At 43.7% G+C, this 19,906-nt stretch carries 18 protein-coding genes; 13 read left to right on the top strand and 5 right to left on the bottom strand.

Annotated elements, in window-relative coordinates; translation table 11 throughout:
* Positions 1–18 precede the first annotated feature (18 nt).
* Positions 19–366: a cupin domain-containing protein gene (locus tag DYP60_RS07150; protein WP_117330226.1), complete on the bottom strand. Its 348-nt coding sequence runs from the start codon at positions 364–366 to the stop codon at positions 19–21.
* Between the two features lie 151 nt (positions 367–517).
* On the opposite strand from DYP60_RS07150, the gene DYP60_RS14745 reads away from it, so the two are divergent.
* The 3 genes from DYP60_RS14745 (at position 518) to DYP60_RS07140 (ending at position 4,512) form a co-directional block, all read left to right on the top strand.
* Positions 518–757 carry a zinc ribbon domain-containing protein gene (locus tag DYP60_RS14745; RefSeq protein ID WP_420820485.1) on the top strand — a complete coding sequence of 80 codons (240 nt, stop codon included), beginning with the start codon at positions 518–520 and terminating at the stop codon, positions 755–757.
* Positions 758–893: 136 nt separating this feature from the next.
* Complete coding sequence (locus tag DYP60_RS07145) at positions 894–1,340, top strand: carbohydrate ABC transporter permease (RefSeq protein WP_240622840.1); 447 nt, start codon at positions 894–896, stop codon at positions 1,338–1,340.
* 16 nt (positions 1,341–1,356) lie between these two features.
* Positions 1,357–4,512, top strand: coding sequence for a glycoside hydrolase family 2 TIM barrel-domain containing protein (locus DYP60_RS07140; protein WP_117330224.1), 3,156 nt, complete (start codon positions 1,357–1,359; stop codon positions 4,510–4,512).
* 106 nt (positions 4,513–4,618) lie between these two features.
* On the opposite strand, the gene DYP60_RS07135 is transcribed toward DYP60_RS07140, so the two are convergent.
* Positions 4,619–4,885 carry a hypothetical protein gene (locus tag DYP60_RS07135; RefSeq protein WP_117330222.1) on the bottom strand — a complete coding sequence of 89 codons (267 nt, stop codon included), beginning with the start codon at positions 4,883–4,885 and terminating at the stop codon, positions 4,619–4,621.
* On the opposite strand from DYP60_RS07135, the gene DYP60_RS07130 reads away from it, so the two are divergent.
* The 3 genes from DYP60_RS07130 to nagZ all read left to right on the top strand — a co-directional run bounded on the left by DYP60_RS07130 (position 4,884) and on the right by nagZ (position 7,500).
* The gene (locus DYP60_RS07130; RefSeq protein ID WP_117330220.1) at positions 4,884–5,180 is read left to right on the top strand and encodes a zinc ribbon domain-containing protein; all 297 of its coding nucleotides are present in this window, start codon (positions 4,884–4,886) and stop codon (positions 5,178–5,180) included. The genes DYP60_RS07135 and DYP60_RS07130 overlap by 2 nt on opposite strands.
* Positions 5,181–5,287: 107 nt before the next feature.
* On the top strand, positions 5,288–5,833 hold the full coding sequence (locus DYP60_RS07125) for a glutathione peroxidase (protein WP_117330218.1): 546 nt from the start codon (positions 5,288–5,290) through the stop codon (positions 5,831–5,833).
* A 119-nt stretch (positions 5,834–5,952) separates the two neighbouring features.
* Positions 5,953–7,500, top strand: a complete 1,548-nt coding sequence (nagZ, locus tag DYP60_RS07120; protein WP_117330216.1) for a beta-N-acetylhexosaminidase — start codon at positions 5,953–5,955, stop codon at positions 7,498–7,500.
* 668 nt (positions 7,501–8,168) lie between these two features.
* Here nagZ and DYP60_RS14225 read toward each other — a convergent pair.
* Positions 8,169–8,318, bottom strand: a complete 150-nt coding sequence (locus DYP60_RS14225; protein ID WP_160526099.1) for a hypothetical protein — start codon at positions 8,316–8,318, stop codon at positions 8,169–8,171.
* 111 nt (positions 8,319–8,429) lie between these two features.
* On the opposite strand from DYP60_RS14225, the gene DYP60_RS07115 reads away from it, so the two are divergent.
* From DYP60_RS07115 to DYP60_RS07105, 3 genes are all read left to right on the top strand, one after another.
* Positions 8,430–9,506, top strand: a complete 1,077-nt coding sequence (locus tag DYP60_RS07115) for an ABC transporter substrate-binding protein (protein WP_117330214.1) — start codon at positions 8,430–8,432, stop codon at positions 9,504–9,506.
* Between the two features lie 67 nt (positions 9,507–9,573).
* Positions 9,574–11,289 carry an ABC transporter permease gene (locus tag DYP60_RS07110; protein WP_117330213.1) on the top strand — a complete coding sequence of 572 codons (1,716 nt, stop codon included), beginning with the start codon at positions 9,574–9,576 and terminating at the stop codon, positions 11,287–11,289.
* A gap of 12 nt (positions 11,290–11,301) precedes the next feature.
* Positions 11,302–12,372, top strand: coding sequence for an ABC transporter ATP-binding protein (locus DYP60_RS07105; protein ID WP_117330212.1), 1,071 nt, complete (start codon positions 11,302–11,304; stop codon positions 12,370–12,372).
* On the opposite strand, the gene DYP60_RS07100 is transcribed toward DYP60_RS07105, so the two are convergent.
* Complete coding sequence (locus tag DYP60_RS07100) at positions 12,337–12,753, bottom strand: helix-turn-helix domain-containing protein (RefSeq protein WP_117330210.1); 417 nt, start codon at positions 12,751–12,753, stop codon at positions 12,337–12,339. The two genes, DYP60_RS07105 and DYP60_RS07100, sit on opposite strands and share 36 nt — an antisense overlap.
* Before the next feature lie 711 nt (positions 12,754–13,464).
* Complete coding sequence (locus tag DYP60_RS07095; RefSeq protein ID WP_117330343.1) at positions 13,465–14,484, bottom strand: LacI family DNA-binding transcriptional regulator; 1,020 nt, start codon at positions 14,482–14,484, stop codon at positions 13,465–13,467.
* A 112-nt stretch (positions 14,485–14,596) separates the two neighbouring features.
* On the opposite strand from DYP60_RS07095, the gene DYP60_RS07090 reads away from it, so the two are divergent.
* The 4 genes from DYP60_RS07090 to DYP60_RS07075 all read left to right on the top strand — a co-directional run bounded on the left by DYP60_RS07090 (position 14,597) and on the right by DYP60_RS07075 (position 19,761).
* Positions 14,597–15,742, top strand: coding sequence for an alcohol dehydrogenase catalytic domain-containing protein (locus DYP60_RS07090; protein WP_206363116.1), 1,146 nt, complete (start codon positions 14,597–14,599; stop codon positions 15,740–15,742).
* A 21-nt stretch (positions 15,743–15,763) separates the two neighbouring features.
* Positions 15,764–16,945 carry a substrate-binding domain-containing protein gene (locus DYP60_RS07085; RefSeq protein WP_117330206.1) on the top strand — a complete coding sequence of 394 codons (1,182 nt, stop codon included), beginning with the start codon at positions 15,764–15,766 and terminating at the stop codon, positions 16,943–16,945.
* Positions 16,946–17,339: 394 nt separating this feature from the next.
* Positions 17,340–18,842, top strand: coding sequence for a sugar ABC transporter ATP-binding protein (locus DYP60_RS07080; RefSeq protein ID WP_117330341.1), 1,503 nt, complete (start codon positions 17,340–17,342; stop codon positions 18,840–18,842).
* Positions 18,814–19,761: an ABC transporter permease gene (locus DYP60_RS07075; RefSeq protein ID WP_117330204.1), complete on the top strand. Its 948-nt coding sequence runs from the start codon at positions 18,814–18,816 to the stop codon at positions 19,759–19,761. The genes DYP60_RS07080 and DYP60_RS07075 overlap by 29 nt, the downstream gene beginning before the upstream one ends.
* Positions 19,762–19,906: the final 145 nt, after the last annotated feature.

Raw genomic sequence — 19,906 nt, 5'->3', positions numbered from 1 at the left:
CCAGAACCAGTCTGTTCTCTAGATTGGCAAGAACAAGGATTTTCTCGCTTTTCCATCCGGGCTACGCGAAGCGTGTCCTTTTCCTGTTGTATCACTCACCAATACGATATCCCCTGGTACAAAAGTTCTTACTTCACCGTCACTTACAGTAATTTCAACCATTCCCTCAAGCATAACGATGTATTGTTCTCGTGGTGCGTTATGCCAACCATACTCGTAGCCAGGTGGATTTTCCCTAAAGATAAAGGATGTCACTGGTATCGGTTCGGACATGGATCCAAGAGGGCCTTGATCAGAACATTTCATTTCCAGATTTTCATAATGCGATTGTCCATCAGCATCTGAGTAAATATGCGTTATATTCATCGGTTCCTCCACTAACAGCGAAAAGCCAAGCATACAGTGAAGCAAGCAGGAAACGGTAGGATTTTTCTCAATACGCTTGCGTGTATCGTACTATCGAGCAAAGAATTGGTCAAGTTATTGTGGCAAAGGGCCCCCCCCTCTTGAACCTACTATGCATTGCTTACGTTTGGAATGCATAGGCCACGGTGACCGTTGCAGTGAGCAAGCCATGCCAGTAGGGAGAGCGTGGCAAGAACTCCACCTTAAGCTGGCCAAATCCCTATGTGATGCCTCGTTTGGATTCTTCCGGATGAGGATGGAACAGAAGTGCAGGGAGAGAGGAAAGAGATTCGTGCTTGCACCTCGCTTCTACGCGTCCTCGAAGACTTGCAATACGTGTAAAACAACATAGAGGAATTTACCCCTCTCTGAGCCTAAGAAGCCCGATATTGTAGAAGCGGAAATAGTTCTTGGAAATGCTTTCCAAGAAGCTCCCTGTCTGTAGGTGAGAGCATTGTCACATTGACTATTACCTGGGCATAGACTGGTTGCAACACGGCAAGACTCCAGAGTCTCAACCGAAGTGTGTATACTGGAATGTACAAATCGACGGAGCCCCAGCCTTTCTGATTTTCTTTTTCCGTCAGAGCAGTGAATCTTTTCCCATTGAAACCGTACAGGCTGCTCGGGTTGATGGGTTGGGGGAGTTTGGAATTTTTTTCAGAATCTATGTCCCCATTATGGCACCGACTTTTGCTGCAGCAGCTATTGTGACATTCATGAATGCATGGAATAATTACCTATGGCCTTTAATCATCATGCAGAGTCAGGATAGTCAAACCATGCCCCTGCTGATCACCGGCCTAACCGCAGGGTATACTACCGATTATGGTATTCTGATGCTTTCGGTCACCATCACGACTCTGCCGACCTTGATTCTCTTCTTTACCCAACAGAAACGGTTTGTCGAAGGTGTCCTTGGATCGGTCAAATAACACAAGGAAGGTTAGTATGGAAATAGTGTTTCTCCGCCACAAAGCTTGGCAACAGCCATCGCTCACTTCAGTTAATCGGCTTCCTGCCAACAGCCTGCCACCAGCGTTTGTCTCTGCAGAAGATGCAATTCGATGGGCAAAAGAGGGCCCTGAAGGATGGGATCGCCTTGTATCCCCTTACCAGGTCATGCTTAACGGCACGTGGTCCTTCAGGTATTATGATACGCCTCTTCAATTAGAGGACGCGGTAATCCAACCGGATTGCGACCTTACTTTTGATCCTATCAGGGTTCCTGGGGCGTGGAGTGTGCAAGGGTGGGATAAACCCCACTATACCAACGTAATCATGCCATTCAAGAACACCCCGCCATTCCCTCCTGAAGTGAATCCTACTGGGGTATATAGGAAACAATTCATCATCGACGACGAGTGGATGGGTAGGAAAACGATTCTCAAGGTCGGTAGTGCTGAAAGCTACCTTGAAGTCTATCTCAACGGCTCGTTTATCGGAATGAGCAAGGATTCCAGACTCCCCGCTTTGTTTGACTTGACTCCTGCACTGGAAAGAGGAGCGAACACCCTGGTCCTGATCGTGGTTCGTTACAGTGATGCTTCTTACGTGGAAGACCAGGACCAGTGGTGGTTTGGTGGTATTCATCGCTCAGTAACCCTAATCAGTGAGGGAAATGACAGCCTACAGGACATGAAAGTCACGCACACCATCAACGATGATTTCTCGAAAGCCCATATCCATATCAAAGCTCCCTATGGGGGTAAGGATGGACGGGTGATGCTTGTAAGCCTCTATGACCCTGAAGGTGCGTTGATCATAAGTCGCCATGTAACAGGCAATGGAGGGAACTATGAGACCACCTTTGAGGTGGAGCATCCACAGCTTTGGAGCAGCGAGAAGCCGGTGCTCTACTGTCTCAGTTTCTCCTTGGATGCAGATAGAGAACATCGCTCGTGTATGGTTGGGCTCCGCAAGGTAGAGATTGCGCGCAGGTCACTCCTGATAAATGGGAAGAGGGTGTTCATCAAGGGTATAAACAGGCATGAGCATGATGAACGTTCTGCAAAGACCTTGAGTACTGGCAGCATGGTCAAGGATATCAAGTTGATGAAGCAGTACAACTTCAATGCAGTGAGAACCTGCCACTATCCTAATGATGAAATCTGGTACGAGCTTTGTGACCGTTACGGGTTGTATGTCATGGATGAGGCAAATATTGAGACCCATGCGAACTATGACAGCATCTGTCGTGATGAAGAGTGGGCTTCCTGTTTCCTGGAACGGGTACAGCGGATGGTCCGCCGTGACTACAACCACCCCTCGGTCATTATCTGGTCCCTCGGAAATGAAAGTGGATATGGAAACAACCATGATGCATGTGCAGGGTGGATACGTTCCTACGACAAGCATCGCCCGATACACTACGAAGGAGCAATCCGCCCAGAGTGGGGGCAGGGCCCGTACTCCCTCTCAAGCCTGAAGCGTGGCAGGTTTGCCACCGATATCATTGCCCCGATGTATCCCCCTATTTCCTTGATCGAGGATTGGGACCACAGTACAGAGTCTGATGAAGATGACCGGCCCTTGATCATGTGTGAGTACAGCCATGCGATGGGCAACTCCAACGGAAGCCTGGGTGACTACTGGAGAGTTATCAAGAAGAGTCGCGGCATACAAGGTGGCTTTATCTGGGATTGGGTCGACCAAGGCATTCTTGTGGATGAACAGGGGACTCCAGTTGGATTCTCTTCTCAGGGCTATACAAACAAGGAAGGCATCAAGGCGTGGCGCTATGGTGGGGATTTTGGCGACCAACCCACGGATTACGATTTTTGCCTCAACGGATTGGTGCTTCCTGACCGTACGGTAAAGCCTGCTATGGCTGAATGTCTCAAGGTACAACAGTCCATCCAGATAACCAGCGAGAATCCAGCAAATGGTACATTCACCCTGCTCAATGAACAGGATTTTACCACCACGGAGCAGCTCTCTGTTCGCTATCGTCTGGTCAGTGAGGCTGACCCCAAGGTGTTGGAAGGGACACTCTCCCTGCCAGTTGTGGATCCTGGTTGCAAACTTGATTTCTCCGTATCAACAATACTGGGTGAAGATGCCCGCTCTCTGATGCGTTATGGTGAGACGTTCCTGCTCTTTGAGATCTTCCTTACCGAGCCTACTGCATGGGCAGAGGCTGGGCATGTGGTAGCTTGGCAGCAGTTCAGGCTTTCCCAGGCCCCCAAGAAAGCCTTCCCGGTTCCAGAGGCATTCCTGGCGCAAGACAGGGAGGGAACGTATGTGGTGGAGACGGAAGCCTATCGGGCCCTGATCGGAAAAGATGGACTCTTACACAGTCTCTCCTTTGCTGGACAGAAAGAGCTGCTTGCCAGTCCCTTACGGGTGAATCTCTTCCGCTGTCCCACCGAGAATGATGGGATCAAGACACTCCAGGCCAATACTGATGAAGCGGAATTTGCCTTCTACCATGAGAACAAGGCCTTCGGCCCATGGTTTCAGCACAAGCTGGACCAGGTAGATACGGTATTGGAGGACATCCGACTGGAAGAAGGGCAACTCTGCAGTCAACACCGCTTGGAAAATCCAGACAAGGAAGTTTTAGGTACTTTTATCCAGCATTGGGTCTTTTCCTCAGATAAACTGCACTATCAGTGTACCTTCGACTTGAATGACACCGTGGGGGATTACCCAAGGGTAGGACTTGCCTGTGAGCTTGAGAGGCGATGGTCTGCCTGCCGCTATTTTGGTCTGGGTCCACATGAGAACTACCCTGATCGAAAGGATGGGGCGATTATGGGTGAGTACCATGCGACAGTTGATGAGCTGTATGTCCCTTACATAGTGCCACAGGATTATGGTATGCATACCGCTCTCAAACGTCTTGATCTCTATGATGGGAACACCGGGAGCGTGCAGATAAGCGGGGAATCTCCGTTCTCCTTCGCATTCCACAGGTATTCGATGGGCGAATTGTGGGATAAGCTCCATGCGGACAAGCTGGAGCTAAGTGCTGTGCACCATCTCTACCTGGATGCAGCTGTAAGAGGAGTAGGCACGGCAACCTGCGGCCCTGATACCTTGCAGCAGTATCGAGTCCCCAGTGGTGTCTATCACCTTTCCTTTACCATAAGTAGCAGCCGCTAAACGGTAATTCCCCGGACATGCAGGAGAGTGTCTGGGGAGTTTTATACAAATCCTTATAAGAAAGAGCACGAGAAGACTCCCGACTTTGGGCGGGAGATGCTAGTGCTCATACGTTTTTCTGATTGGCAATGAAAGGTATCAATACCTCAGGGCAAGCCCTGGACTCAGGAGGCGTTGCCTCTTTTCCCGGCACTCGCTTGTGAGAGGAACCATCATGCTGATTCCTTTCCTCTCGCTCCGTTGGGGAATCAAAAGTATTCTCAAGAAAGTCCACCCCTGGCTTGGCGAGGTCGACTCCCAGGCCCTGCAGATGGCATCGAGGAGTATGGACAACGCTTACAAGAACTTCTTCCAAAGAAAGGAAGCGCTTCATGCTGGCACCTCGCTTCTACGCGTCCTCGAAGACTTCCAATACGTGTAAAACAACATGTAGGAATTTACCCCTATCTGTCAGGGAGTGGATTTGCCCAACCTGCGGGAAGCTGGTCGAACGTGACAGGAACGCCAGCATGAACCTGAGGGATTGGGCATGTACCCGTGGGCTGCGGGAACGTAACGTCTGTGGAGATGAACATGGTGGACGACCACTCTCTGAGCCTAAGAAGCCCGACATCGTAGAAGCAGAAATAGTTCTTGGGAATGCTTTTCAAGAAGCTCCCTGCCTGTAGGCGGGAGAGTTGTCACCAAAACACTTGACAAATAAGTGATGGGTTAGTACTATCTAGATATAAGTTTTGAAAAATTAAATAGCAAGCGATATAAAAAGGAGGCTTCAATGAACGTATTCGATTACTCAGTACAAGACCGGAAGGGTGAGCAGGTGAACCTCTCCGAGTATAAAGGCAAAGTACTCCTGATTGTGAACACAGCCACTCAATGTGGTTTTACCCCTCAGTATACTGAGCTGGAAAAGCTCTATGAAACCTATCAGGGAAAGGGTTTTGAGATCCTGGACTTTCCCTGCAACCAGTTCGATGGACAAGCTCCCGAGGCTATCGAGGAGATCCACGAAATCTGCAAGCTCAAGTATGGAACCAAGTTTCCCCAGTTTGGAAAGGTAGAAGTCAATGGTGAAGATGCTCTTCCCTTGTACAAGTACCTGACGAGCAAGAAGGGATTCGCAGGATTCGATATGAGCCACAGGATTGCTCCCATTCTTGATGGTAAATTGCGTGAGGTTGACCCCGAGTATGAGAAGGATCCATCGATTAAGTGGAACTTTACCAAGTTCCTTGTCGATAGGAGTGGGGAAGTGGTTGCCCGCTTTGAGCCAACTCATGATCTTGGTGAAGTGGCCGCTTCCATCGAGAAACTTTTGTAAATCTCCAAAATAACAGTATTACCCTTTGCTGGCGTTGTCCTCCGTTGTGTGGACAACGTCTTTTCTTGGTATTACATGCCTCTTTGTGATATGCTGAATGCACTGAAGGAGCAAATCATATGGACTGGGAACTCCCATTGGCATGCAGGATTGGGCAACACCTCATGTGCGGTTTGCCTGGTTATACCCTGGATGATGCGTTCAGGGAAGCAGTCAGGACATACAAGATTTCCAATGTCATCCTGTTCTCCAGGAATATCAGGGACAAGGAGCAATTACGAACACTCTGTGCCGACATACAGGAGTTGGTACAAGCAGCATGTGGAGTCCCAGCCCTTATCGGTATTGATCAGGAGGGAGGGATGGTCAGTCGTCTCTCCAGTGATTGTACGATTGTGCCCTCTGCAATGGCTCTTGGTGCAACCGGTGATGAGCGTTGTGCCCTACGGGCAGGTATCCTCACCGGTAGGGAGCTCTCTGCCTTGGGGGTCAACGTGGATTTTGCTCCCTCGCTGGATATGAACAGCAATCCTCTGAACCCTGTCATCGGTGTACGTAGTTATGGTGATGACCCTGATGTGGTCTCCCGCTTTGCCCGCTCCATGGTTGAGGGACTCCAGAGCCAAGGGGTGATGGCTGTTGGGAAGCACTTCCCTGGGCATGGAGATACACACCAAGACTCTCATTTGGTGCTTCCTTCTGTAGAAGGGGACCTCTCAGATCTCCAGAACCACATCCTGCCCTTCAGCGAGGCAGTGCGGGGAGGGATCCAGGGAATCATGAGTAGCCATATCCTGTTTCCTGATATCGAGAAAGAAAAAATTCCGGCTACCATGAGTTCCTTCTTCATGACTGAATTGCTCAAGAATACCTTGGGTTTCAAAGGCTTGGTCTTCAGTGATTGCATGGAAATGTTTGCAATAGCAAAGCATTTTGGTACGGTTGCAGGCACCGTAGCTGCAATAAAGGCGGGGGTGGATGTTGTCTTGATCAGCCATACCATTGACCTCGGTGTTGCTGCAGCCAAGGCTATCGGTGAAGCACTGGAAGATGGCAGTCTTTCTCCTGAGTTGTTTGATGCATCGACAGAAAAAATACTTCTTGCAAAGCAGATGCTCCTTGAAGCAGAGCGAAAGCCATTTTCTGTGGTTGGCAGTGCGATGCATACTCAGGAGAATCAGAGGCTGTATGACCGAAGTCTTACACTGGTACAGGATGCTCCATTTGTACTAGGCGATAAGCCTTTGTTCGTAGGAGTCCCCTGTTTTCAGGCAACAGAGGTTTCCAGTGAGGAACATGAGGTGATATTTGCCCCAGATATGGCTCGCTTGGTGGGAGGAACCTCGCTTGTTGTTAGTGAAAATCCAGATGAAAATGAAATACATACAGCGCTTTCCAAAGCAAAGGGATGTTCATCCGTGGTGGTGGGAACCTACAACGGTCATCAGTACCCAGGGCAGATTGCTCTGGCCAATGCGCTGGCGAAGGAACATCAGGTCCTCACCGTTGCCCTCCGCAATCCCTATGACCTCGCTCAGCTGGATACAAGCATTAGGAGCATTGCTGTGTATGCCTACAACCGTGAGGTGCTCAAAGCTCTTGCAAGATTCTTGAAAGGAGAAATTTCCTGTACAGGCGTACTCCCTGTGCAGTTGGTCAGAACCTAAGTGATTTCTGTGTGGTCTCACGAACAATGAGTTCGGTATCCATATACATACATAACTGGACCCAGATGTGTGCAGCTCACAATTCCGCCATTGCCCTGCCTCAAGGATGGATGGTTAAGGTGGCAATATTGGTTGATGGTGGATTGTGTCGAAAACGGGCAAAACTGCTTTGGGGACCTAAGCCCCAATAGATCGAGCCTATTGCCGTGCACATATCAACACTCGAGATGGGATTCTCACCCGTCAATTGTATCGTGTATTTTACTACGATTGCCCCCCGATTACGAGAAGAGGCTCCATTTGACAAGGTATGTTGAAACCTCATGTTTCAATGTGTCATTTTTATTGAGCTCCTGTCCCTCTTATGTCTTTTTGTTCTTCAGCTGGATGAGAGGAATTTCCTTGTTCTGTGCATAGTTTCCGGTAGTTGTGGAGGCAAAGAATACAGTCTCACCGAGAGGTTATTTGAGGAGGTGCCCATGTTTGAGGGTTTTTCCCGGCAAATTTCGATCCTCCTGTCGCTGATACCAGAACTTGGTTTAGTCCTTTTGTACTGCTGCATGCCCCCCCTTGTCTGGATTTCCTAGCACTCTTGTAATCAGGGGCCCTGTCGGTGGGGCGGTTGTGAGTAGGCAAGTGTTGCCAGCGTTCTTGTCACCTTTGGCATTTCAGATATATGAAGGTTTCCTAGGCTTGCGCAGTTCCTTCAACACAGCATTGGACGTACCATCATTGAGTGCTGAGAGAATCTTGTGCCTCCAATAGAAGTTGATGCTCAAGGCATCAACCATGCCTCTGCGGATAGCACCTCTGTTCATGAGTCATTCTTCTATACAGTATTTAGCAACTGTTTTATAACATTACAACACAAATATGGCGAAAATATTTGGAGATTAAGGGATATTTTAGTCACAGCCCCCCAAAAAAGCATGGTATACTGGCTCATACAAAAAGGAGATTGTTATTATGAAAAACTGAGTTTGGTTCTCTCGGTTCTACTTGTGCTTGGTTCATTTGCCTTCGCAACTGGTTCTGCAGAAAAGCAGGATGCCACGGATCAGGGCCTTTCCGGAAAATTGATGATCTACACCTCGATGTATGATGATGTCATTGAAGCAATCGACGAGACCTTGGAAGAAGTATTCCCAACTGTCGATATTGAATTCTTCTATGGCGGAACCGGTACGCTGCAAGCGAAGATTGCCGCGGAATTCACAGCAGGAAAGCTCGGATGTGACATGTTGATGGTGGCCGATCCTTCGTATGCATTTGAACTGAAGGAGATGGGTGTATTGCAGCCCATTATGATCAGCAATGCGTCTGATCTCGCTTTCGATTACGACAAGGAAGGCTATTGGTACCCAGTACGCATAAGCAATATGGTACTCGCCTACAATCCGGAAAAGGTAAACAAGGCTGACATTCCCAATTCATTCTATGATTTCGCATATGATCCAAGGGTTGCTGGCTTGATCAGTATGTCAAACCCATTGACCAGCGGTACAGCATTGGACACCATCAGTGCCTTGAAGGATAAATACGGGTATGAATATTTTACTGCCCTTGGAAAACAGAAAGTGAAGATTGAGAGCGGCTCGGTAGCTCTTACCAAACTGGAAACCGGCGAATGCAAGGTCATCATGATTCTTGAGGAATCGGTCCTGCAGAAACGTGAAATGGACAAATCAAAAATTGAGGTCATCTATCCCACCGATGGAACAATCGTAATACCATCCCCAATCATGTCCATCAACGACCAGTGGAGTCCAAACAAGAATTCAGCAGCAGCAAAGGCTGTCACTGAATGGTTCCTGTCAGAGGAAGGGCAGAAGAACATTGTGAAAGCTTGGATGCACTCGGTTTCCTCTAAGTACCCAACTCCTCCCTACGATGCAATTCCCACCCAGGAAATCCTGAAGAATACCATTCCTGTGGATTGGCAGAGTACACTTTCCTTGCGCAACGAACTTCGCACCCGATTCGAAGAAGCTGTTGCAAAGAAGTAATGCCTCTCGCGTGTTCAGATACGGGAGTCTTTTGACTCCCGTATCCTAATTCAAAGGAGTGTTTATAATGCAAGTACTCAAACTACGGCCACCTCTTCTAAGAGAAGGCCAGAAATGGTATTTTGACCCAAAATGGCTCATCATCATTGTCATTGTAGGATTCCTGCTCATTTTTCAGGTTCTTCCTCTTATTTATCTGGTCTACCGTGCATTCTTCTCTGAAGGAAAATTTTCCCTCCAGGCATTCAAGCGAGTCTACACCTATCCACTCAACTGGTCGGCTTTGGTGAATACGATTGTTTCGGCGACATTCTCCATGATATTCGGAGTCTTGATTGCCTTTCCCCTTGCATGGCTGGTTGGTCGTACCAATCTGTATGGGAAAAAATTTTTCAGGACCTTGTTTGTTGTCACCTACATGGTGCCACCCTATGTTGGAGCTATGGCTTGGATGAGATTGCTCAATCCTACCGTAGGGCCCATGAATATGGCGCTTCAGAAACTGTTTCATCTCAGCCAGGCTCCCTTCAATATTTATTCGATGGGAGGTTTGATCTGGGTCCTGACCACTTTCTATTATCCGTATGCGTTCATCACCATCAGCAGGGCTATGGAAAAGATGGATCCATCCTTGGAGGAGGCTTCCCGCATTTCCGGTGCCAACTCTTGGACAACATTGCGGACCATAACCCTTCCTATGATGCTACCGTCCATTGTCGCCGCTGCGTTGTTGGTGTTCATAGCTGCAGGATCCGCGTATGGCATTCCCTCCATCATCGGGGTACCAGGACAAATCCATACCGTTACCACACGCATCATTGACTTCGTCTATATTGGCAGCCAGGAGGGGCTCACGGATGCCACCACCCTTGCTGTCTTCTTGATGTTGGTAGCCAATATTGTCCTCTATCTCTCCACGTTTACCCTCGGCAAACGACAGTATATTACCGTCTCCGGGAAATCCACCAGACCGAACATCGTTGATCTTGGCCGATGGAGACTTCCTTTGACGGTGGCCGTCACCCTCTTCGCATTGGTAGTAGTCATCATCCCATTTGTCACTGTAGCGCTTTCCAGTATTACCGTGAATCTTGGGAATTCCATTTTCTCACTGGAAAACATCACCTTCCGCTACTGGGAACGGATATTTACCCGAAAATCCATCCTCAGTTCAGCAAGAAACAGTTTAGTCAGCGCAGTGACGGCTGCCACGCTCGGGTTGTTGGTGTCTTCCATGATGGCATACCTGTTGGTTCGGACCGATGTGAAAGGGAAAAAGATTCCTGATTTCATGATCACTGTCGGAAGCGGGACTCCAAGCGTGGTCATCGCTCTCGCCTTGATCATGTCGATGTCCGGCAAATTCGGTATAAACATCTACAATACCCTTACCATCATGATCATCGCCTATATGATCAAATATATGATGATGGGAATGCGTACCGTGGTCAGTGCCTTGTCTCAGATAAGCCCTTCCCTGGAGGAAGCATCCCAGATATCAGGGGCATCTTGGTTGAAAAGCATGAAAAACGTCACCCTCCCCTTGATTGCTCCAGCATTGGTCGCTGGATGGTTCCTGATTTTTATGCCTTGCTTCTATGAATTGACTATGTCGACGCTACTCTATTCGACCAACACGAAAACTCTCGGTTATGAGCTATATACCTACCAGACCTATCACAACCAGCAAACTGCGTCCGCTTTGGCAACGGCAATTTTGTTCATTGTGTTTGGAATCAACTGGCTTTTGAATAAACTCACCGGCGGTGAATTCTCCATATAAGAGAGGTACAGAATGTCTAGAATCTTAATTAAGGATGTAACGAAAGCGTTTGGAGATGTGGTAGTACTCTCTCACTTTGATGCAGAATTTGTTGACGGAAGTTTCATCACGCTCCTTGGTCCATCCGGTTGTGGGAAGACCACGATGCTGAGAATGCTTGCAGGATTTGAGAAACCGACAATGGGTGAAATCTACATCGGCGACCAAGAAGTAAGCTCTGAAAAAAATTTTGTTCCCCCGGAGCGACGCGATATTGGTATGGTTTTTCAATCATATGCGGTATGGCCCCATATGACCGTCTTTGAGAATGTTGCGTACCCTTTGAAGATGAAAAAAATGGGGAAACAAGAAATAAAGAAGCTGGTCGATGAAATCTTGGAAATAGTCCACCTTTCCCAGTACACCCAGCGGGTCCCCAGCCAACTTTCTGGAGGCCAGCAGCAACGGGTAGCACTTGCGCGTGCCTTGGTTGCCAAACCAAAGTTGCTCTTGCTTGACGAACCACTGTCGAATCTTGATGCAAAACTCAGGGATTCCATGCGGTTTGAGATCAAGGAAATCCAAAAGCAGTTGGGCATTACTGTGGTATACGTCACCCATGACCAATTGGAAGCCATGACCATGAGCGACCAAGTCATCGTCATCAACAAGGGTTGCATCCAGCAGGTGGGGACCCCAACGGATATCTACCGGCACCCGGAAAACCAATTTGTCGCTGATTTCGTTGGAAAAATCAATTTTCTGCCAGCTGAAAGCAAGAATCAGAAACTAACGTTCAAGCATTCCAATCAACAGATACCATATGGCGGAGACCTAATCGGCGATGTGGTGGTGGGGATACGACCGGAAAATATTCGATTTGTTTCCATGAAGGGAGATCTGACCGGTACCTTGGTCAGTAAGTTCTATCTCGGCGATGTAAATGATTGTAGAATAGATATCGGTGGCGAATTGATTAGAGTTATTGCTGAACCGAAAAGCTTCGATACGTGCAAGGAGGGCGAAACCTTTAACCTCCGTATCGATGAATTTATGGTTTTCAAGGATTCAGGAGACGATTTCCATACCAAGATTCTGACATAACCATGGGAGTATCTTCATGATTGTATGAAAGGCCTCCATATATGTGGAGTACTTTCCGATTGCCTGTATCTTGCTCAGGCAGGAAGAGGATATGGAAATGCCCTGGTATTCATCCAGGAGCCTGGCCAGTTCAGTGAAGTTGTATCCTGAGAGGTCGTGCTCCTCTATGAACGCGATGATCGCATCTAGGTCGACCTTGTTGGACGGGGCCTTCCCCTTGTTGCCATGCTCGAAGCATTCCTCGCCCCGTTCACGGTATTCCTTCATTTTCCTCTGCACGGTCCTGAGCGACACATTGAGTCTCACCGAGGCCCTGAACCTGTTGATCTTGCCTTCTACCGCTTCCTGTACCACTTGCCTTGCATCAGCATCCCATACCATACTGTAACCACCTGTAATTGGGTGGGGATTGGTTCACTAGTCGTCTAAAACAGAAGAACCAATCCCTCTTGTTTTCTTGTAGCCTGGACTATACCACAAAGACAGGCAAGAAATCCCCTTCCTGTGCCCATGTGACAAAATCCCTTCCGTTACCTCAAGACATTATCACTTCCCAATGAGATCTTTCTTGCAAAGCCTACAATGTAAGGTTGACAAAGCAATGAGATCACATAATATTAAGTGTAGGATATTGATTGACCTGCTCCCAGTAGTAAGTCTCCCATGATAAGGGAAGTTCCAAGACTGGGAGCTTTTCTTTGGACTTATTATCTGAGGATGGATGGCTAAGACGGCAATATTGGTTGATGGTGGATTGTGTCGAAAACGGGCAGAACTGCTTTGGAGGCCTAAGCCCCAATAGATCGAGCCTATGAATTAAGAGCCTATTGCCGTGCACATATCAACACTCGAGATGGGATTCTCACCCGTCAATTGTATCGTGTATTTTACTACGATTGCCCCCCGATTAATAAAAAGATATTTCATTCCCTCTATGACAGAACAATCGATTTTGGGAAAACCGATCTTTTCAACTGGATACAAGCATTAGGAGCATTGCTGTGTATGCCTACAGCCGTGAGGTGCTCAAAGCCCTTGCAAGACTCTTGAAGGGAGAAATTTCCTGTACAGGCGTACTCCCTGTGCAGTTGATCAGGACCTAAGTGATTTCTGTGTGGTCTCACGAACAATGAGTTCGGTATCCATATACATGCTCTGAATAGGAATCTGTTCAGCATTGATGCGCTTGATCAACATTTCACAGCTGAGGAGACCCAACTGAAATTTGGGCTGGTTGACCGTGGTAATGGACGGTGTGCACAGAGAAGAAAGCCCGATATTGTCGAACCCCACGATGGCAATGTCCTCTGGTACACGCAGGGACGCCCGCCTGGAAGCCTTGATGGCGGCAGCTGCATAGACGTCACTGGAGGCGAAAAAAGCATCCGGACGCTGTGCACTGTTCAGTAGTTGTGTCGCTGCAGAGACAGCCATGTCATAATCAATTTCCTGCAACTGGATGATGATGTCGGGATCCTTCTCCAGTTTTGCCTGCTCCAACGCCTGCAGATATCCCTTGAGGCGGTCTTGTGAGTATTTGTACTCAATAGGACCATTGATGAAGGCAATCCGCTTTTTCCCCAATGAGATGAGATATTCCACAGCATTTCTTGCAGCAGAGACATCATCAATCGTGACAAAGGGGATGTTGAGCCCGTCAATACACTCACAACATTGAACAAGTGGGAGAATGGCGTTAAGGCGAAGCAGTGTAGAGCGCGCAATGCAGTTTGTGGTGATCAAACCAGCAGCATTCGTTTTTTTCAGTAGTGCAGTGAAGGAATCGAATGACCGGTCGTCGATGGGGTCCTCATTGATCAGCATGTTGTATCCGTTTCGCTGTGCTGCAGCCTTCGCCCCTTGTATGATTAAGCTGTAAAATGGATTGTCTAGGCTTGGAATATTGAAAATAATCAAATCGTTGGTCTTTGATGTGTTGGCTTCCAGTGTGGAAGTATCATAGCCAAGTGATTTCATTGCTTCGATAACTTTCTTTCGCGTATCATCTTTTACATTTGAGCTGTTATTTATGACACGGCTGATGGTGGCAATGGAAATGCCAGAGCGTTCTGCGATTGCTGAGTAGGTAATTTTTTTCTGTGAACCTGCCATTTGTAGATCCTCCATAGATACTATAGGACTCCTTTTTTCAAGAAACAAGTAAATCTTTGAATAAATATGTAAATATGTAAAATTTTACGATAATTGTATCAAAAATACAGCAATGACACCTCAAAATCAATTAAATTCTTATAAATGCCAAATATTACAAAAAAAAGTTGACTTATTTTCTGAAAGATTTATACTTAAAGAAACCAATATAATCGCAAAGGAGAAAATTATGCTAGCTGTTAAATTACCTAGTAAAGAAACCATAAAAGTAGTTGAAGAACCAATTCCGATTCCTGCTAAAGGAGAAGTTTTAATAAAAATGAAAGCTTCTGCCCTTTGTAGAAGTGATTTACACCGATATCATGGCAAGGTACTTTTCGATGAGACTGAAGAAGAAGCGAATATTACACCAGGACACGAACCTTGTGGGGTTGTTGAAAAATTGGGTGAAGGCGTTACAAAAGTTAAAAAAGGAGACCGTGTTGCTATTTATTTAGGATTAGGCTGTGGAATTTGTCCGGATTGTCTTAGAGGTGATGTAATGCTTTGTAAAGATTTTCAATGTATTGGATTTCAAAAAAATGGAGCACATGCCGATTATATGACAATTCCAGAAGAGAATTGTCTTCTTCTACCAGAGAAAATGGATTTTATCACTGGAGCTTTATCTACAGATGTTGGCGGTACATTATATACTGCATGTAAAAGATTAAATTTAAATGGAACACAAACAGCAGTTATCATCGGTTGTGGCCCTATGGGAAGTGGTGGTATTTTAATGGCAAAAGGTTTTGGAGCGAAAGTAATTGCTATTGACTTAGATAATAAAAGGTTGGAATTAGCTAAAGAATTAGGGGCAGATTATTTAATCAATCCAAAAGAGGAAGATGTACTTGTTAAAATAAAAGGAATTACCCATAACACGGGTTGCGATGGAGCAATAGTTACTGCTGGTGGGAGTACACCTTTAAATATAGCACTCAATGCTATCAAGAAAAGAGGTTCTGTTGCCTTAATAGCAGAATCAAATAAGGCACAAATAGATCCTAGCAATCAATTTATAAGAACTTTAAACACTCTCATGGGTTGTTGGTATTTCAATAGAAGTGATTGGGAAGAAATAGCGAATTTCATAGTTAATCACAACATTCAACTAAATAAAATTTCAAGTGATACTTTTTCAATATCTGAAGCAGAAAAGGCTTTCCCCTTATTTGATTCAGGGAAAACACAAAAAGTAGTATTCACTTGGGATTAAAAAAATAAAAAGAGGGAAAAAATGAAAGAAGTGAAATTAGGTGTAATTATTTGTTTGATTTTGGTTCTAGCAGTATTTATGGGTTGTTCAAAAGACAATAATAAAAAAAGTGAATCGAGTTCGGTGGGGACTACCACTGAAACAACAAAAGAGGTTGCTACTCCAATATTTTATCCTGAATTGGATTTGAATCCGCAAGAAGCTTTGAGTGTTAACGAAGATGGAATTAAGGCTGTTTCTCCATCTCAATTAGTTTTGTCCGATAAAGATATTCAAAAATTGAAAGACGGCAATTATACTGCTGCATTTTGTTATCATACATTAAGTGATACATGTAACCAAACAAAACTTGCTTCTGCGACGGCATTGTTAAATAGTTGGGGAATTGAAGTAGTGTCAGTTACAGATGCTAGTTTTGATGCTGCAACACAAACCGCTCAAATAGAAAGTACAATGGCTTTAAATCCAGATATATTATTCGTAATGCCATATGATGCAGATGCTTGTGCTTCGGCGTTAAAAGCTTCAGTAGTAGGAACCAATACCCAAATTGTATTCATGGAAAATACAGCAGCTGGATTTACTGCTGGTGTAGATTACATAGGATGTGCTAGTTCAGATAGTTATGGCAATGGTAAGGCTTGTGCTGATATTTTAGCTAAAGAAATTGGTTATAAGGGCGAAGTGGCTATGATGTTCTATGACATGGTGTATCCTGTTACAAATGAAAGAGACCGCGGTTTCATTGAAACAATAGAAAATAATTATCCTGAAATTGAAATTGTATTTAAAGCGGGTTTTACTAATCCAAATGATACAGGTACTGTTGCTGATGCTATTTTAGCACGATTCCCTAATATTGATGGAATTTATGCAACTTGGGATATTCCTGCTGAAGGAGCAATTGCTGCAGCAAATTCTCTTGGAAAAGAAGACTTAATTATTACTTGCTGCGATTTAGGTGATACCGCTGCAAAAAGTATTGCTGAAGACGGTATGATTCGTGGTTCAGGGGCACCGAGATCTCCAGAACAAGGCCAAGCTGAAGCTTTATTAGCGGCCTATGGATTGTTAGGAAAAGATTTACCATCAACATATGTAACTCCACCAGCTTTACCTGTTGTTAAATCAAATTTATTGGAAGCTTATAAAATAAGCTATGGGATTGAGGCTCCTCAATGGTTACAAGATATTTTAAATTAAAAAATCATATCTGTATTGCGTTGATAAAATAACATTTGAAAAAAATGGCCAGCCTCGGTCATATATTAATGGAGTGATTTTCAGAGAGGCAGATGGCTGGATGGTTAAGATATGATAGTCCCCCTCCGCCTTCTGTCCTTTAGTAGAGGGCTACTGCATAAAAAATAATAACGAAGTCTATGATGAAGATATTTGGGAGAGATTTGATATTGCTTCATCATAATCCACAGCATGATAAGTAACTACTGAAAGAAGAATAATTTAATAAATATGGTATTTAGACTACTGCATTTTGCATCATATTAGTGATTGAATTTGAATTTTGAACTCTGATTTGCTGTTCATTATAAAAACAATTCATCATAGGTTTTTAATAAAAAAAGGAAGTATGGCAGTGAATGATTATGCAATAGAATTATTATCAATTAACAAATCATTTGGCAGAGTACCTGTATTAAAAGATGTAGACTTCAAGTTAAGAAAAGGTTCCATCCACGCTTTAGTAGGAGGGAATGGTGCTGGTAAATCAACATTGATGAAGATTCTTACTGGAGTTTATGTAAAAGATTCAGGAACTTGTAAAGTAAATGGTAAAGAGGTAGTGATTCATAATTATAATGAAGCACGAAGAGAAGGTATTAGTCTGATTTTCCAAGAATTGAGTTTAATTCCAACACTTGATGTAACTGACAATATTTTTCTTAATAAAGAAATTAAGAAAGGAGGGCTATTGGATTATAAAACGATGAATCAAAGAGCAATTCAATTAATGAAAAAATTAGAAATTGAACTGGATGTAAATGAAAAAATTAAAAATTTAGGAGTTGGATCTTGCCAATTAGTAGAAATAGCTAAAGCTTTATCTGATGATACTTCTGTAATAGTTATGGATGAACCTACAGCTTCACTTTCTGATAAAGAAATTGCCATATTATTTAAAATAATTAAACAATTAAAAGCACGAGGAATTTCTATTGTATATATATCCCATAGAATGAATGAAATATTTCAAATAGCTGATGAAATTTCTGTTCTTTATAGTGGTAAAGTAGTTGCTTCAAAACCTACTCAAGAATTTACTTTAAATTCGCTTATAGAAAGTATGTTGGGTGGGAAAAAAAATGAGGAGTCAATGAAATGGAAAGAAAGGAAAACTCAAATTGGAATACATAATGTTTTAGAAGTCAAAAACCTATATATAGATGATATTATCAAAAATGTTTCTTTTGTCGTAAAACAATCAGAAATTGTTGGATTAGCAGGATTAATGGGCAGTGGAAGGACTGAAATCTTAGAAACTATTTTTGGTTTAAGGAAAAAGAAATCTGGAACAATATTAATGGAAAATAAAGAAATTAATAATGTAAAACAAGCCATTAATAATAAAATTGCTTTGATACCAGAAGATAGAAGAAGATCAGGATTGGTATTAATGCATTCGTTATGTGATAATATAATTATTACTAATCTTGATAAAGTAAGAAAATATGGTTTTATTAAAAATAAAAAAGTTAAAAAAATTAGTAATGAAGCAATTGATAATTTAAATATTAAGAGTGATGGAATTAAAATTAAAACTTCCCTCCTCTCAGGCGGAAATCAACAAAAAGTTGTTATTTCTAAATGGTTGGCTACTTCTCCAAAACTAATAATTCTTGATGAACCAACCTCTGGTGTTGACATTCATGCTAAAACTGAAATTTTAGAGATATTAAGAAATTATGCTGATGAAGGAAATAGTGTATTATTCGTTTCATCTGAATTATCAGAAATGATAGCAATATGCGATAGAATTATTGTTTTAAAAGATGGAGAAGCAACAGGAGAATTAACGCATAAAGATATAAAAAATGAGGAGGTATTGCATTATGCAATACAAAAAGAAAAATCAAATTAACATTTATGACTATATAGTTTATATTGTATTCGCAATAGTATTGTTATTATTTGCTCTATGGCTAGGCGGTAATTTCTTTTCTGCTTCAAACTTACTTAATGTTACAAGACAAACAGCTATGGTATCAATAATGGCAGTAGCAATGTGTTTTGTAATAGCTAGTGGTGAAATAGATTTATCAGTTGGAGCAGTAGTTGCATTATCAGCTTTAACAGCAGCATGGATTTTAGAAAAAACAAACAATATTATGTTTGCATTAATGGGTGCTTTAGTTCTAGGAATATTAATTGGAGCAATTAATGGATTGTTAGTTACCCTTTTAAATATTCCTTCATTTTTAGCAACATTAGGAACTTCTAGTATTATAAGAGGTTTTGCCATGTGGTTTACTGCAACAAAAGCAATTTCAATTAGAAATGAAACTTTTAACTTTATGTTTGGAATGGGGAAAATAAAATTTATGCCGATAGTTTTTATTTGGACGGTGTTAGTTTTGATAATAGGTTATATTCAATTAACAAAATTGTCCTATGGTAAAAAAGTGCTTGCAATTGGAGGGAATCAAATAGCAGCACGTTATTCTGGTATAAATATTACAAAAATAAAAATTTTAATTTTTAGTGAGATGGGATTGTTATCAGCATTTGCTGGAATTATTTATGCTGCTAGAATGCAAACTGCAAGATATACCTATGGACAAGGAGATGAAATGAATGTTATTGCAGCGGTTGTTCTTGGGGGAACAGCAATGTCTGGCGGTAAAGGTAATATAATTGGTGCTGTTATAGGGTCTCTATTATTAGGGGTAATAAACAATGGCTTAATTATTGGTGGGTTAGATACAAGCCAACAGCAAATAGTAAGAGGGTTTATAATTATCATTGCTGTTGCATTTAGTACATTTAGTAGAAAAAAATAAAAAAAGGAGGAATGATAAAAAGTCAGTAGGTGATTACTAAGGCTCTGTCTGAAGGGTGTTTCATTATAGATACAAGGTTGGAAGACAGAGTAGGCACAAGTTCGACATAGTTCATGGTCGTAAGATGCCGGAAAGGAGAATGAAG

The sequence above is a fragment of the Sphaerochaeta halotolerans genome (assembly GCF_003429665.1).
Lineage (GTDB): Bacteria > Spirochaetota > Spirochaetia > Sphaerochaetales > Sphaerochaetaceae > Sphaerochaeta > Sphaerochaeta halotolerans.
The sequence above is the reverse complement of the archived record's forward strand: the minus strand, read 5'-3'. Positions and strand labels throughout refer to the sequence as shown.

Coding starts and splice junctions, on each gene's coding strand:
- DYP60_RS07105 (WP_117330212.1), top strand. CDS start 11,302: ATGTCTAGAATCTTAATTAAGGATGTAACGAAAGCGTTTGGAGATGTG.
- DYP60_RS07150 (WP_117330226.1), bottom strand. CDS start 366: ATGAATATAACGCATATTTACTCAGATGCTGATGGACAATCGCATTAT.
- DYP60_RS07115 (WP_117330214.1), top strand. CDS start 8,430: ATGGTATACTGGCTCATACAAAAAGGAGATTGTTATTATGAAAAACTG.
- DYP60_RS07075 (WP_117330204.1), top strand. CDS start 18,814: ATGCAATACAAAAAGAAAAATCAAATTAACATTTATGACTATATAGTT.
- DYP60_RS07100 (WP_117330210.1), bottom strand. CDS start 12,753: ATGGTATGGGATGCTGATGCAAGGCAAGTGGTACAGGAAGCGGTAGAA.
- DYP60_RS14745 (WP_420820485.1), top strand. CDS start 518: ATGCATTGCTTACGTTTGGAATGCATAGGCCACGGTGACCGTTGCAGT.
- DYP60_RS07130 (WP_117330220.1), top strand. CDS start 4,884: ATGCTGGCACCTCGCTTCTACGCGTCCTCGAAGACTTCCAATACGTGT.
- DYP60_RS07140 (WP_117330224.1), top strand. CDS start 1,357: ATGGAAATAGTGTTTCTCCGCCACAAAGCTTGGCAACAGCCATCGCTC.
- DYP60_RS14225 (WP_160526099.1), bottom strand. CDS start 8,318: ATGAACAGAGGTGCTATCCGCAGAGGCATGGTTGATGCCTTGAGCATC.
- DYP60_RS07110 (WP_117330213.1), top strand. CDS start 9,574: ATGCAAGTACTCAAACTACGGCCACCTCTTCTAAGAGAAGGCCAGAAA.
- DYP60_RS07135 (WP_117330222.1), bottom strand. CDS start 4,885: ATGAAGCGCTTCCTTTCTTTGGAAGAAGTTCTTGTAAGCGTTGTCCAT.
- DYP60_RS07095 (WP_117330343.1), bottom strand. CDS start 14,484: ATGGCAGGTTCACAGAAAAAAATTACCTACTCAGCAATCGCAGAACGC.
- DYP60_RS07085 (WP_117330206.1), top strand. CDS start 15,764: ATGAAAGAAGTGAAATTAGGTGTAATTATTTGTTTGATTTTGGTTCTA.
- DYP60_RS07090 (WP_206363116.1), top strand. CDS start 14,597: ATGACACCTCAAAATCAATTAAATTCTTATAAATGCCAAATATTACAA.
- nagZ (WP_117330216.1), top strand. CDS start 5,953: ATGGACTGGGAACTCCCATTGGCATGCAGGATTGGGCAACACCTCATG.
- DYP60_RS07125 (WP_117330218.1), top strand. CDS start 5,288: ATGAACGTATTCGATTACTCAGTACAAGACCGGAAGGGTGAGCAGGTG.